This window comes from Streptomyces sp. NPDC093261 (assembly GCF_044753645.1).
Classification (GTDB): Bacteria; Actinomycetota; Actinomycetes; order Streptomycetales; family Streptomycetaceae; genus Streptomyces.
In genome coordinates this window covers 421,156-435,272 of record NZ_JBIVNO010000002.1, presented here as the reverse complement: position 1 = coordinate 435,272, position 14,117 = coordinate 421,156, and the positions used below count along the sequence as shown (strand labels likewise).

The window sequence follows — 14,117 nt, the reverse complement described above, 5'->3', positions numbered from 1 at the left end:
GTGAACGGACCCGAGATCCATGTCGAGTTCTCCCCGGAACTGGGGCTCTTCGTCCCGCACGCCCGACGCGGACGCGCCACCCCGGTCGTCACCGACGGCGCCTCCACGCTCGGCCATGTCGTCGAGTCGCTGGGCGTGCCGCTGACCGAGGTCGGGGCGCTCCTCGTGGACGGCCGTCTCTCACCCCTCTCCCACGTCCCGGCCGCCGGCGAGCGGGTCGAGGTGTGTCCCGTGGAGCGCCCCCAGCAGGTGCCCGGGGCCCCGCTCCGCTTCCTGCTGGACGTCCACCTCGGGACCCTGGCCCGCCGGCTGCGGCTGCTCGGCGTGGACGCGGCCTATGAGTCGACGGACATCGGCGACCCGGCCCTCGCCGCCCGCTCGGCGGCCGAGCAGCGCGTCATGCTCAGCCGCGACCGGGGGCTGCTGCGCCGCCGCGAGCTGTGGGCGGGCGCGTTCGTCTACAGCACCCGGCCCGACGACCAACTCCGCGATGTGCTCGACCGGTTCGCGCCCGCACTGCGCCCGTGGACCCGATGCACCGCCTGCAACGGCCTGCTCCGCGACGCCACCAAGGAGGAGGTCGCCGACCAGCTCGAACACGGCACGCGCCGCTCGTACGACGTCTTCGCGCGCTGCCGTGCGTGCGGCCGCGCCTACTGGAAGGGCGCGCATCACGACCAGCTGGAGGCCATCGTGGAGCGCGCCCTGACCGAGTTCCCGAGCCGGGCCTAGGCTCCGGGGCTATCGGAACGGGACGGGACGGACTGATCGTGCGCACCTGTCACCCGGAGGCTCCGCCTCGGGTCGAGTACGAGATCAGCGAGCCCGGTCGCGGCCTCGCCCCGCTCCTCCCCCGTCTCCCGCAGTGGGCCGGCGACCGCCTGGACCAGATGGAGCGGTCCAGGGAGGGCTACGACGCCGCGCCGCCCCGGTAGCCCGGCCGTCCCCTCCGGATTCCGCTCCCCCGTCACGGACAAGGCCCGCCGACCCCCTGGCCGGAGGTCGACGGGCCGATTCCCTGACGCCTAGCGCCCGTTCCTCACCTCGCCCTTTCCACAGGCCACCCCGTCCCCGTTCGGGTCGAGGCCGAGCGGGTCGTCCTTGCCGTTGACCCGGAGACGGCCGTAGTCGTTGCGCGCGAGCCAGGCGCACCGCGCGGCGGTCGTCCGCTTCACCCCGGGCGGGAACACGGTCGGCACGCACACATTGACCGAGCCGTAGTGCCGGTCGCAGCCGGAGATCGTCGTGCTGACCTTCTGCGATGTGCGCTTCGGGCCGGCGCCGGTGGTCCTGCCCGCCGGGGCGTCGGCGAAGGAGTGGATGTGCGCCGAGGGGGCGTCGGCGCTCAGGGCCGCCGGGCCTTGCAGATGGATCCACCGGGCCACCGACGGGACGCCGTTCGCGTCGACCGCGAAGAGCATGTACCAGCCGGGCGGGGCCAGGTTGGGGTTGCTCGTCACGTTCAGGTCGACGTTGTCGCCGCCCACCGACAGCGGCAGATCCACGAACCGCTGGTTGGGATCGGAGGAGTGGGTGACCGCCGCCGGGCGGATCAGCTCCGCCTTCGCGATGGGCCGGTCGACCGTGATGCGCTGCGTGGTGCCGTAGGTCCACTCGGTGTCGATGACCGAGGTGATCGCCGGGCGGGTGCCCTTGAACAGATACGGCGGCGAGTAGATCGACACATTGTGGTTCCAGGTGCCGTTGCCCGGGTTGTCGCCGGTCGCCATCACCCGGCCGTCCGGGAGCAGAAAGGCCGAGGAGTGGTAGCCGCGAGCCTCGGGGTCGGCGGCCACCGGGTCGAAGGAGGAGGTGTCCGGGTCGAAGAGCGAGGACTCGTACACCGGGTTCGCGCGGTTGTGCAGGGCGCCGCCCGTCTCCAGCACCTTGCCGTCCGGCAGGAGCACCGCGGAGACGTACATCTTGCCCTGGCCGCCGGTCTCGGCGACCGGACCGTCGCCGAGGTCGACCGTGCCCTGCGGGAGCGGCGGCCCGGCCACGTACCGCGGCCCGGCCTGCTTGAGGTCGATGATGTCGGTCAGCCGGTTCGCGTCCGGGTTGGAGTCGATGTTGCCGCCTGCGATGGTCAGCACCTTCTGGTCCTGGGCCGGGGGCAGCAGCACGCTCGCCGACTGGTCGCGCTCGTCCTTGTTCCGCAGGCCCGGGACCTGCGTGATCGTGTTGGCGTCGTAGTCGTAGATCGCCGAACCCGTGCCCGGGATGTTGTTGCCGAAGACATGGCTGCCCGAGTAGAAGAGGCGGCCGTCCTGCATGAGGATCATCGACGGATACAGGCCCCAGTACGACCAGGTCTGGTTGACCTTCCACAGCGGCTGCCACTGCTGGTCCCTGTCCGACCAGTACTCGGTCGTCACCGAGCCCGTGGAGTCCTCGCGCAGCCCGCCGAAGGAGACGACGTCACCGTTGCCGAGTTCGGTCGCCGACGGGTACCAGTGGCCGTCGTTGAGGTCGTTCGTCCTGGTGTAGGTCTCGGTCTTGGGGTCGAAGATGTACGAGTCCTTGAACCCCTCGTAGCCGTGTCCGCCCACGACCGGGTACGCCTTGTTGCCGCTCAGCACGAGCACCCGCCCGTCCTGGAGCTGTACATGCCCCGCGCAGAACATGTCCTTCGGGGTGGGGATCACCTTGTACGAGCCGCTGACGGGGTCGTAGACCGCGCTGGTGAAGGTGCCCGCGTCGAAGTTCTCCTCGCTGTTGCCGGAGCCCGCGATCAGCAGCACCTTGCCGTCGTCGAGTACGACGGAGTGCATGGAACGGACGGGGTTCTGCGTGGGCAGCACCGACCACGAGCCGTTCGCGCACTGGTCCGTGGTCCCCGTGCACTGCGCGGGCGGCAGCGGGTCGGCGACCTGCTCCATCGTGTAGTCGTCGGTGGTCACGGACCCGGTGCCGTACACCGAGACACCCCAGGTGATCAGATCGGTCCCGGTCGGCACCTCGGGTGTGCGGACGCCCGCCCGGGCCCAGTCCGGGCTCATGCCCAGCGTCTTGAGGTCGGTCCAGTACTGCCAGCCGGCGGTCGTGTCGTGCCGGAACAGGGTGACCGAGGTGTCGGGGGTGGTCGACCGGTACCAGAGCGAGAGGTCGTACTGCCTGCCCGGCGTGACCACGGGCGCACAGCTCGCGGACTCGGTGATCAGCGCCTTGCGGTCGCCGTCGACGCGGCGGGTCAGCTCGACCTTCATGGCCGTGCTGCCCGTGTGCGCGTCGGCGGTGGTGGAGAAGGTGAAGTCGTTGTCGCCCCAGCCGGACTTCTCCCAGCAGTACGGCATCCCGTCGGTGCCGGCGGTCTCGAAGCCGGGGTTCCTGACGAGGTTGGCGGCGGACGCGGGCTGTGGCGAGGTCAGGATCAGGCCCATGGTCAGGCCGGTCACGGCCAGCAGGGCGGTTCTGCGTCTGCGGAGGATTCGGATTCCGCGGCCAACGGTCCTCACATGCCTCTCCTCGCTGTGCGGCTCGCACCCGCGGCACGGCTCATGCGCCGGCCTCCACGGCGCGGCAGATAGACCAGCGCCTCGGTCCCCACGAAGCGCAGGACGAACGTCATCACCAGCGCCAGCGCGGTGGCCGGCAGCGCCCCCATCCCGAAGTCGTGCACCAGCAGCGCGATCAGCGGGATGCGCAGCACCAGATCGGCGTTGGCGAGCAGCGCGAACCGGCCCACCCGGTCCCACCAGCGGCGGTGGCGGCGGCGGTCGCGGAACAGCAGATGCTCCATGGCGGGGAAGTTCCAGGCCACACCGAGCTGGTTGGCGAGGATCTCCGCCGGCACATAGTGCAGACCGAGCCGGGTGAGCGCCCACAGGCCCGCCAGGTTCGGCACGAAACCGGAGGCGCCGATCAGCCCGAAGGCGACCATGCGCGCGACCGGGGAGGCGGTGCGCAGCCCGACCAGATGGCGCAGGAAGCGGAATCCCTCCCTCGCGGTCGACTTGGACTCGCCCGCGAACCGGTCCTGGAAGACGAACGGCACCTCGGTGACCGTGCGCGGCCTGCTGCGCACGGCCAGCTCCAAGAGGATCTTGTAGCCGAGGGGCTGGAGGACGTCCGCGGTGACCGCGCTGCGGCGGATGGCGAAGAAGCCGCTCATCGGGTCGCTGATGCCACGCAGCCTGCGCGGGAACAGCGACTTGGTGAGCCAGGTCGCGCCGCGGGAGACGGCGACGCGGTAGCCGCCCGAGAGCCCGGCGCGGCTGCCGCCCTCGATATAGCGGGAGGCGACGACGAGCCCGGCACCCGCCCGCTCCCCGGTGCCGACCAGCTCCGGTACCAGGGACGGCGGATGCTGGAGATCGCCGTCCATGACGACGATCCAGTCGGAGCCGGCCGCCCGTATGCCCTCCACCACGGCCCCGCCGAGCCCACCGGCCGGCTCGTCCCGGTGCAGCACGGTGACCGGGAACGGGCAGTCCTGCGCCGCGCGGAAGATCACACCGGGGGTGTCGTCGGTGGAGTCGTCGACGAAGACCACCTCGCAGGGCAGCCGGGACGGCACCGACTCGGTGATCCGGTGCAGCAGTTCACGGATGTTGGCCGACTCGTTGAAGGTCGGTACGACAATGGTGACGGCGGCCGGTTCGGGCACTTCCGCGGCGCGTACCGCCGGATCGCCCAGCTCGCCGGGGACGGTGGATTCATGGCTCATCGGTCGCCTCCCGCGGCCTGGACCACCTTGCGGATCTCGATCCGGTCGGGGCCGGTGCCGAAGGTGGCCACCGGTGTGGAGTGCTCGATCGCGGCCATGACGCCCGGCAGGTTGACCGCGTCGCGCCGGACCGTCGGAGAGGCGACCACATAGTCCATGTCGCGCCAGCCGTGCGGCATCGTCCTGGTCACCGCGGGGTCCAGGTCGGCCTTGTAGAACCAGATGACGCCGAGCCCCGGCCGGTAGCCGGCGTGGGCGAGGTCCAGCCAGAGCGCGTCGTCGACGAGCACCCGGGTGTCCTTCGGGTCCATGACCTCATGGGTGAGCCAGTGCGAGGCGGCCCGGTAGGGGGCATTGGCGTCGGCGGTCACGGCGGTGCGGTCGCCGTCGTACCAGCGGGGCACCACATACGCCCCGGTGGCGGCCACGAGCAGCGCCGTCACGGTGTACCGCACCCAGGTGACGTAGGGCCGCTCGCTCCCGTCGCGCCCCCGGTGCAGCACCGCGTGGGCGACGCTCGCGGCGGCGCCCGCCAGGACCAGGGCGAGGAACGGCAGGGCCTGGATGACGTACATCGCGGGCAGATAGCCACTCGGCCGCATCGCGACCAGGGTGAGGATCGCGACGGCGAGCGCGGGTCCGGCCAGCGCCCGTGCGGTGACCGACCAGCGCCAGGTGAGCAGGAGCAGCAGCGCTCCGGCGAGACCGCCGAGCGGCAGGATCCGGTCGTAATACAGCCAGGAGTGCAGCACACCGTATGAGCCGGAGCCCGGATCGAGGATGAATCCGGAACCGGCCCGGCTCATCTGGTAGGTGATGCCGTCCCACAGGGAGACATGGCCGGCTCCCGGCAGCAGCTCGCCCTTGAGCAGGGCGAAGAGCGGGTACGCCAACCCGATCAGGGCGCACGCCGTGACGGCGCCGGTGAGCGCGAACTTCCGGGTGTCACGGTGGCTGTGGCGCCACATGGTCACAAAGACGGCGGGCAGGACGACGAGCATCGTCTCCTTGGTGAGGACACCGGCCGCGGCGGCGAGTCCCGCGCCGAAGTGGTGCCAGAGGTGACGGCTCGGGGACGCGGCGAGGGTGAACGCGAGAAGCGTCCACATCACCGCGATGTTGTCGAGGAAGATCTCGCGCTGGAGCACCACCGACAGCGGGGAGAGCCCGAACAGGACCATGGCGAGCCCCGCGGCCCGGACCGGCAGCCGCAGGCGCCGGGCGAGGACGTATACGAGGACCGCACTCACCCCGCTCACCAGCAGCATCGCCGGCCGCATGGCGCCGACCGTCATCACTGAGGGGTCGACACGGGCGGGGAGCCAGGTCAGCAGGGCTATCTGGATCCAGCCGAGCGGCGGGTGGTCGTACCAGTAGGTGTAGTGGGCGAGCCCATGGCCGTTCTGCACGGCCCACGCCTGGGCGAGGTAGGTGCCCTCGTCGTCGCTGAGGGTCGGATAGTCGGCGATGTTCCAGCCCTGCACCGTGAGGATCGCGGCGAGGAGCACCGCGCACAGCACCAGATCCGGGCGAGAGCCGCGGAAACGGAACGCCGGGCGGGGGCCGGGAGCGGTGTCGGGGACACGGGTGTCCTGCGCGGGGACCTTGGTGCCGGTCACCGCGGGAAGAGTGGAGGTCACGCGGGAACGTCCTCTCGGGACTCGCGGATCACGCCGGCCGCGGGCAGATGCGCGCCGACATGGCTGGTCAGCTCCCAGTCGTTGCGGCCGCGCTGCTCGCGCCAGACGGCACGGAGGGCGGCGCCGGCGAGGAGCACCTGGTAGAAGGGACCGCCCGCGATGAGCTTCACGTAGTGGACGAAGCGGACGCGCAGCCCGTACTGCTTGCCGAAGTCGTGCAGCCCGACGATCTCGAAGACAAACGTCACCGCCGCGGTGACCAGCGGCAGGAAGGTGAGGAAGGCGATCCCGACCGGCACGTCGAGGAAGAGGGCCACGCCCGCGTTGAGCGGGATGACCACACCGGAGAAGGCCTGGAGGAACGGCGTCATCAGGGTGTAGCGGGCGAGCATCCGCTGTCCGAGGCCGGGGAGCTGCTGCCAGTCCTTCTTGCGGTAGACCTGCAGAAAGCCCTGGTTCCAGCGGGTGCGCTGCTTGAGCAGCGACATCAGCGAGCCGGGGGTCTCCTCCCGGGTCACCATGGCGGAGTCGTAGGCGACCACGACCTTCCTGCCGACACTGGACAGCCGCACCCCGAGGTCACAGTCCTCCGCGAGGCAGTCGGGGTCCCAGCCTTCGGCCTCCCGCAGCACGTCCGTCCGTACGAAGACGGTGTTGCCGCCGAGGGGGATGAACCCCTTCTGCGCGTGCAGATGCAGCCGGGAGCGGAACCAGAAGAAGTACTCCAGGCAGTTGCGCAGGCTGTACCAGCTGGAGTGGAAGTTGATGAGCTGCACCCCGCCCTGCACGACATCGGCGCCCGTGGTACGGAACGCGTGGTCGACATGGGCGAGCAGCTCCGGATGGACCTGGTCCTCGGCGTCGAAGACCCCGACGACATCGCCGCGGCAGTGCGGCAGCGCCGTGTTCATGGCCTTGGGCTTGTTCTTCTTCTCGTGGTGGTCGACGACGACCCGGACGCGCCCGTCGCGGTCCGCGGCCCTTTGGGCGACCTCGGTGGTCTCCGGGTCGTCGTGCCCCACGATCACGATGATCTCGAAGTCGGCGTGGCCGGACTCCAGCAGCCGCTGGATGGTGTGGTCGAGCACGGCCTGTTCATGTCTCGCGGGCAGCAGCAGCGAGAACGACAGATGCTCGGCGCCGTCCGGGCTGCTGAACCGGGTGGAGGCGAGCACTTCGGGCGTGCGCCACGCGTGCATCTGCCACCACAGAGTGAAGGCCGCCATCCAGAACAGCGCCAGCGAAACGGCAGCGATGAAGACAGACGTCAGCAAGGAAAGATCCCCCCAGATCCCCAAAACCCCCTGTCACGACAAGGCGTCACCCCTGTCGCTTTCCGTGGAGAGACTAGGTGGGAACTGTGAAGTCCGGGCGCTCTTCCGATAAATAGCTTGTTTCGGAACGGTCGCCCCCCTAAAGGGATCTACCCGAACACACGCCCAATTCCGACGTCTTGAACCATCCGTTCCGCGGGACGTCTCAGCCGCTCAGCGCCCTGCGGAGCCGCTCGGGATCCGTGGTCGGGGCATCGCAGGTGAAGTTACGGCAGACATACGCGGTGGGCTCGCCGCCGGCCGGAACCCGGTCGGCGAGGAGCGGGAACTCATCGCTCCCCGGGGTGCCTACGGCCACAACCGCGCCCGGAGCGGTGCCCATGAGCGCCGTGCGGTGCAGGGTCCTGGTCGCCGGGTCGTCCACGGCCGGCCCCGCGATCGCGACCTCGCGCGGCCCGTCGAGGAACGCCTCCGCGACGGCGAGCCCCCAGCCGATGAACCGGGGCACCCGCGGGCCGAGCGCCTTGACCACGCCCAACGCCCTTTCCGCCGCGGCGCGATGGGGTTCGGCTCCGGTCTGGGCGGCGTACGACAGCAGTGCGCCGGCGGCGGCGGTCCAGCCGGACGGGGCGGCGTTGTCGGTGGGATCCTGGGGACGGCGGATGAGCTTCTGGGCGTCGGCGGCGGTGTCGTACAGCGCCCCGCTCGCGTCGGTGAACTGCGTGAGCACCTGGCCGAGCAGCAGTCCGGCGAACTCCAGCCAGACGCCCTCGCCGGTGACGGAGGCGAGCGCGAGGAAGCCCTCGGCGACATCGGCGTAGTCCTCCAGCACACCCGCGTTGGCCCCCGCCCGGCCGCCCTTCGACGTACGGGCGAGCCGGGCGTGCTCGTCCATGTGCAGCCGTACCAGGAGGTCGGCCGCTCCGATCGCGGCGTCCACCAGATCGGGGCGGTCGAAGTACGCGCCGGTCTCCGCGAGGGCGGCCACGGCGAGGCCGTTCCAGGCGGCGACCACCTTGTCGTCACGGGCCGGGGCCGGGCGTTGGGCCCGCCTCGCCAGCAGCCGGCGCCTGATCGATTCGATCCGCTCCCCGTCGAACACGCCCTGGCTCTGAGGGAGTTGGAGCACCGAGGCACCCTGCTCGAAGGTGCCCTCCTCGGTGACCCCGAAGTACTGGGCGGCGAGTTCGGCGTCCTCCTCGCCGAGTGCCTCGGCGAGCTGCGCGGGCGTCCACACATAGAAGGCGCCCTCGACATGACGGCCGCTCCCGCCCACCCGTCCCCCACCCTCACCCTCACCCTTCTGAGGACGCTCCCCCGGACTCCGTCCGGGGGGGCTCCCATCGCGCGGCACCTCCTCCTCGCTGTCGGCGTCGAGCGCGGAGGCGAACCCGCCCTCGGCGGTGCGCAGTTCGCGCACCATGAAGTCGGCGGTCTCCAGGGCGACCCGGCGGGCGAGGCCGGATCCGGTGGCACGCCACAGATGCGCGTACACCCGGCACAGCAGGGCGTTGTCGTAGAGCATCTTCTCGAAGTGCGGCACGACCCAGTCGCGGTCCACGGAGTAGCGGGCGAAGCCGCCGGCGAGCTGGTCGTAGATACCCCCGCGCGCCATGCGCTCACAGGTGTCCTGGGCCATCTGGAGGGCGCCCTCGGAGCCGGTGCGCGCATGGTGGCGCAGCAGGAACTCGAGCACCATGGACGGCGGGAACTTGGGGGCGCCACCGAAGCCGCCGCGCTGCGGGTCGTACTCCCGGGTGAGGCCGAGCAGGGCCTGGGCCTGCTCCTGCTCGCCGGGGGCCCGGGTGTCGCCGTAGGCGAACTCCCGCCCGGCGAGGTCCCGCACGATCTTCCCGGCGACCTCGGCCACCTCCTCCCGGCGCTCGGCCCACGCCTGGTGGACGCCCTGGAGGACCTGCCGGAAGGAGGGCATCCCGTGGCGGGGGGCGGGCGGGAAGTACGTGCCGAAGTAGAACGGCTCGGCATCCGGCGTGAGGAAGACGGTCATGGGCCAGCCGCCCTGGCCGGTGGCCGCCTGGACGGCCTCCATGTAGACGGCGTCGACGTCGGGGCGCTCCTCGCGGTCGACCTTGACGCTGACGAAGTGCTCGGTGAGGTAGGCGGCGGTCTCCGGGTCCTCGAAGGACTCGTGCGCCATGACATGGCACCAGTGGCAGCTGCTGTAGCCCACGCTCAGCAGGACGGGCACGTTCCGCTTGCGCGCCTCGTCGAAGGCCTCGTCCGACCAGGGCCACCAGTCGACGGGGTTGTCTGCGTGCTGGAGCAGGTACGGGGACGTCTCATGGGCCAGTCGGTTCACTCCCCCACTCTCCCACGCGCTCCGGCGCCGCGGAGAGACGCGGACCGACCGGGCGTGCCCCGGCACGCCGAAGCGGCCCGGCGGTGCCGGCCGGACGAAAACCGTTCACAGCACCGCGGGCCGGGACGGACGAGGGCCGCCGATCAGCCCCGCTGGGCCTTGGGCGCGCCCTTGATCACGCCCTGGCCCTTCTCCGCGGCGCCCTCGCCGGAGGCATCGTCGGCCTCCTTGAAGTCGACCTTGCCCATGTGCTTGCTCATGGACTTCATCAGACCCCACACGGCCAGCGCCATCGCCGCGAAGACGACGAAGCCCAGGACGCCGGGGGTGACCTTGTTCTGGTCCACCTCGGCGAGGGGGACCAGATGCGTCACTGCCAGGCTCACGCTTGCGCTCATGACAGGCATTGTCCCTCAGGGCCGGCGGACGCCCGCAAAGAGGTCGCCCTCCGGCAGGGAGGTCTCCACGAGCGACTTCGCCAGCTCGTACTCCTCCGTCGGCCAGACCTCCTTCTGGAGGTCCATCGGGACACGGAACCAGCCGCCGTCGGGGTCGATCTGCGTGGCGTGCGCGATCAGCGCCTTGTCGCGGATCTCGAAGAAGTCCGCGCACGGGACGTGGGTGGTCAGGGTGCGCTCGACGCGCCCGAACTCGTCCCACCGCTTCAGCCAGTCCCCGTAGGGCGACTCCAGGCCGCGCTCGAGCATCGCCTTGTGCAGCGCCTCCGTGCGCGGGCGGTTGAAGCCCTGGTTGTAGTAGAGCTTCAGCGGCTGCCACGCCGGGCCGAACTCCGCCTCCGGGTACTTCTCGGTGTCCGCCGCGCCCTCGAACGCCACCATCGAGATCTTGTGGGTCATGATGTGGTCCGGATGCGGGTAGCCGCCGTTCTCGTCATAGGTGGTGATCACCTGCGGACGGAACGCGCGGATCTTGCGCACCAGCTCTCCGGCCGCCTTGTCGACGTCCTCCAGGGCGAAGCAGCCCTCGGGCAGCGGGGGCAGCGGGTCACCCTCCGGCAGGCCGGAGTCGACGAAGCCGAGCCACTCCTGCTTGACGCCGAGGATCTCCCGCGCCTCGTCCATCTCCCTCTTGCGCACCTCGTGGATGTGCTCCTCGACATACGTGTCGCCCTGGAGCTTCGGGTTGAGGATGGAGCCGCGTTCCCCGCCCGTGCAGGTCACCACCAGCACGTCCACCCCCTCGGACACGTACTTCGCCATGGTGGCCGCGCCCTTGCTCGACTCGTCGTCGGGGTGGGCGTGGACGGCCATCAGTCGCAGTTGGTCAGTCAAGACTCGATCCTCAGTAAGTCGGCAAGTCGGCGCCCGTGTGAATCGGCGCGTTGGGCGGCTTCTATAGTGACCGAATCGGGGGGCGAATAATTCCGGGTCCGGTCCCGGAGAGCCCCTCCGGGAGGTATGTCCCGGTTCCTGCCGAGAGGACGGTCATGAGTACGGCGAGCACCCGGCTGCCCGAGGGCCGCTACGGCCGCTCAGCGGACGAGCGAGCCGACCGCACGCTCAAGATCGTCGGCGGTGTGCTGGGCGCGCTGCTGCTCGCGCTCGTCGGCTGGTTCGGCTACCACTACGTCGTCCAGGACAAGATCAGCGCCGAGGTCATCACCTTCGAGGCCTCGCACGACGCGGTCAAGATCCATCTCGAGGTCCGCAAGGACGCGAACACCAACGGTTACTGCACCCTGCGCTCCCAGTCGGCGGACGGCGCCGAGGTGGGCCGCGCGGACTTCCGGTTCGACGGACACGCCACGCGCCTCGACCGGGTCGTCACGCTCCGTACGACGGCTCCGGGCACCACGGCCGAGCTGCTCGGCTGCCACGCGGACTGACATCGCCGCAGGTCACACCGCTGACCTGCATTGACATCATTCTGATGGCTTATGTCCTCCCCCTTTTGCCGTTGAATTGTTAGGCTCGTGGTTTCGCCCACCCATGAAGGAACATTCTTCTGGGTAGGGCGATGCTTTGTATTCCCAGTACCGACGAGGAGCACCTGTGACCCAGACCAGCGAGAACGTCACCTGGCTGACCCAGGAGGCGTACAACCAGCTCAAGGCCGAGCTGGAGTACCTTTCTGGTCCCGCGCGCACGGAGATCGCCGCCAAGATCGCCGCCGCGCGCGAGGAGGGCGACCTGCGCGAGAACGGCGGGTACCACGCGGCCAAGGAGGAGCAGGGCAAGCAGGAGCTCCGTGTGCGCCAGCTGACCCAGCTCCTGGAGAACGCCAAGGTCGGCGAGGCTCCGGCAGCCGACGGTGCCGTCGCCCCCGGCATGGTCGTCACCATCGCCTTCGACGGTGACGAGGACGACACCCTGACCTTCCTGCTGGCGTCCCGCGAGTACGCGAGCTCCGAGATCGAGACCTACTCGCCGCAGTCCCCGCTGGGGACGGGCGTGATCGGCAAGAAGGTCGGCGAGGACGCCGAGTACGAGCTGCCGAACGGCAAGAAGGCCGCGGTGAAGATCCTGAAGGCCGAGCCGTACTCCGGCTGAGACCAGGACACGAGGAGACCCCGGCGCCGGTGGCGCCGGGGTCTCGTCATGCGGTGGTGTCTCGTCATGCGGTGGTGGGCCTCGTCCGGACGACGGGGACCGTCCGCCGCCTCCGTACGACGGGGACCGTCCGCCGCCTCCGGACGACGGGAACCGTCCGCCGCCTCCGGACGACGGGAACCGTCCGCCTCACCGCTTGCACTCGAGGAGGACCCCGCCGCTGCTCTTCCCATCGCTGTGGCCGTTCGGCCTCTTCCCGATCACCAGGTCTTGAACGATCCGTACGTGGGGCACTTGACGGAGGTGATCACGCTCCCGGCGGAACACCCCCCGGATGCCTCAGTCGATGACCGTGTAGCCGGCGGCGCGCAGGGCCTGGCCCACCTCGGCGCAGTGCGCCGGACCCTTCGTCTCCAGGTGCAGCTCGACCTCCGCCTCCGTGATCCCGAGCCGGGGGTCGGTCCGCACATGGCTGACATCGAGGACGTTGGCGTCCGCCGCCGACAGCACCCCGAGCAGCGTGGCCAGGACGCCCGGCCGGTCGGTCAGGCGCAGCCGGACGGCCAGATAGCGGCCCTGCGCGGCCATGCCGTGCCGCAGCACACGCTGGAGCAGCACCGGATCGACGTTGCCGCCGGACAGCACGGTCACCACCGGGCCCTCGACGTCGCCCAGCCCGCTCAGCAGGGCCGCGACGGGGCTCGCGCCGGCCGGCTCGACGACCAGCTTGGCCCGCTCCAGGCACAGCAGCAGCGCGGCGGACAGTTGGTCCTCGGTGACCGTGCGGACCTCGTCCACCAGCTCGCGGATGATCCGGAACGGCACCTCACCCGGCCGGCCGACCTTGATGCCGTCCGCCATCGTCGCCGGGTTCTCGATCGCCACCGGATGTCCGGCCGCCAGCGAGGGCGGATACGCCGCCGAGCCCTCCGCCTGCACACCGACGATCCGCACATCCGGCCTGAGCGCCTTCACCGCGACCGCGATACCGGCCGCGAGCCCGCCGCCGCCGATCCCGACGACGATCGTGCGCACCTCCGGGCACTGCTCCAGGATCTCCAGGCCCACCGTGCCCTGGCCCGCGATGATGTCGGGGTGGTCGAAGGGGTGGATGAACACCGCTCCCGTCCCGGCCGCGTACTCCTGGGCGGCGGCCAGCGTCTCGTCGACCACCTGGCCGTGCAGGCGCACCTCGGCGCCGTACTCCTGGGTGGCGCTGATCTTCGGCAGCGGGGCGGCCTTCGGCATGAACACCGTGGCGTGCACGCCGAGCAGCGAGGACGCGAGGGCGACGCCCTGCGCGTGGTTCCCGGCGCTCGCGGCCACCACCCCGGCGGCCCGCTCCTCGGGCAGCAGCCCCGCGATCCGCACATACGCGCCGCGCAGCTTGAACGAGCCGGTCCGCTGGAGGTTCTCGCACTTGAGGTGCACCGGCGCGCCGACGAGCTGGGACAGATGCCTGCTGCCCTCCATGGCCGTGACGCGTGCCACGCCCGAGAGCATCTTCTGGGCGCCCCGGACGTCGTCCAGCGTCACCGGCGGTGAGGGGTCGGCCGTGCTGTAGCTCATGGTCACCAGTCTCGCAGTTCCCGCCCGTCCGCAGCGGGTGTGACCAAGGCGCGAAACGGGTTTGCGCAGCGCCGGTACACCCCGCGCCCGGGCCGCGTACCCTGTCCCCCAACCCAGCTCCCCACGCATGAAGTGAGC

At 70.6% G+C, this 14,117-nt stretch carries 12 protein-coding genes; 4 read left to right on the top strand and 8 right to left on the bottom strand.

Annotated features, from left to right (window positions below; translation table 11 throughout):
• Together ACIP94_RS08405 and ACIP94_RS08400 are read left to right on the top strand one after the other, a co-directional pair.
• Entirely contained in the window at positions 1 to 732 is a 732-nt protein-coding gene (locus ACIP94_RS08405) for a Mut7-C RNAse domain-containing protein (RefSeq protein ID WP_402421332.1), read from the top strand.
• Positions 642 to 935, top strand: a complete 294-nt coding sequence (locus ACIP94_RS08400; RefSeq protein ID WP_402421329.1) for a winged helix-turn-helix transcriptional regulator — start codon at positions 642 to 644, stop codon at positions 933 to 935. Before ACIP94_RS08405 ends, ACIP94_RS08400 begins: the two co-directional genes overlap by 91 nt.
• Before the next feature lie 90 nt (positions 936 to 1,025).
• Here ACIP94_RS08400 and ACIP94_RS08395 read toward each other — a convergent pair whose 3' ends face one another.
• The 7 genes from ACIP94_RS08395 to mca form a co-directional block, all read right to left on the bottom strand.
• Positions 1,026 to 3,380 carry a galactose oxidase-like domain-containing protein gene (locus tag ACIP94_RS08395; RefSeq protein WP_402421750.1) on the bottom strand — a complete coding sequence of 785 codons (2,355 nt, stop codon included), beginning with the start codon at positions 3,378 to 3,380 and terminating at the stop codon, positions 1,026 to 1,028.
• 71 nt (positions 3,381 to 3,451) lie between these two features.
• Positions 3,452 to 4,666, bottom strand: a complete 1,215-nt coding sequence (locus ACIP94_RS08390; protein ID WP_402421326.1) for a glycosyltransferase — start codon at positions 4,664 to 4,666, stop codon at positions 3,452 to 3,454.
• Complete coding sequence (locus tag ACIP94_RS08385) at positions 4,663 to 6,306, bottom strand: ArnT family glycosyltransferase (protein WP_402421323.1); 1,644 nt, start codon at positions 6,304 to 6,306, stop codon at positions 4,663 to 4,665. Before ACIP94_RS08385 ends, ACIP94_RS08390 begins: the two co-directional genes overlap by 4 nt.
• Complete coding sequence (locus ACIP94_RS08380) at positions 6,303 to 7,580, bottom strand: glycosyltransferase (RefSeq protein WP_402421320.1); 1,278 nt, start codon at positions 7,578 to 7,580, stop codon at positions 6,303 to 6,305. The genes ACIP94_RS08385 and ACIP94_RS08380 overlap by 4 nt, the downstream gene beginning before the upstream one ends.
• A gap of 205 nt (positions 7,581 to 7,785) precedes the next feature.
• Positions 7,786 to 9,900, bottom strand: coding sequence for a thioredoxin domain-containing protein (locus ACIP94_RS08375; RefSeq protein ID WP_402421318.1), 2,115 nt, complete (start codon positions 9,898 to 9,900; stop codon positions 7,786 to 7,788).
• Positions 9,901 to 10,043: 143 nt separating this feature from the next.
• Complete coding sequence (locus ACIP94_RS08370) at positions 10,044 to 10,307, bottom strand: hypothetical protein (RefSeq protein WP_402421315.1); 264 nt, start codon at positions 10,305 to 10,307, stop codon at positions 10,044 to 10,046.
• Between the two features lie 6 nt (positions 10,308 to 10,313).
• The gene (gene mca, locus ACIP94_RS08365) at positions 10,314 to 11,192 is read right to left on the bottom strand and encodes a mycothiol conjugate amidase Mca (RefSeq protein WP_402421313.1); all 879 of its coding nucleotides are present in this window, start codon (positions 11,190 to 11,192) and stop codon (positions 10,314 to 10,316) included.
• 155 nt (positions 11,193 to 11,347) lie between these two features.
• Between mca and ACIP94_RS08360 the strand changes: the two genes are divergently transcribed.
• Together ACIP94_RS08360 and greA are read left to right on the top strand one after the other, a co-directional pair.
• A complete protein-coding gene (locus ACIP94_RS08360) occupies positions 11,348 to 11,746 on the top strand; it encodes a DUF4307 domain-containing protein (protein WP_402421310.1) in 399 nt (132 codons plus the stop codon).
• A 166-nt stretch (positions 11,747 to 11,912) separates the two neighbouring features.
• Positions 11,913 to 12,410, top strand: a complete 498-nt coding sequence (greA, locus tag ACIP94_RS08355; RefSeq protein WP_402421307.1) for a transcription elongation factor GreA — start codon at positions 11,913 to 11,915, stop codon at positions 12,408 to 12,410.
• A gap of 339 nt (positions 12,411 to 12,749) precedes the next feature.
• Here greA and ilvA read toward each other — a convergent pair whose 3' ends face one another.
• Entirely contained in the window at positions 12,750 to 13,979 is a 1,230-nt protein-coding gene (gene ilvA / locus ACIP94_RS08350; RefSeq protein WP_402421305.1) for a threonine ammonia-lyase, read from the bottom strand.
• Positions 13,980 to 14,117 lie beyond the last annotated feature (138 nt).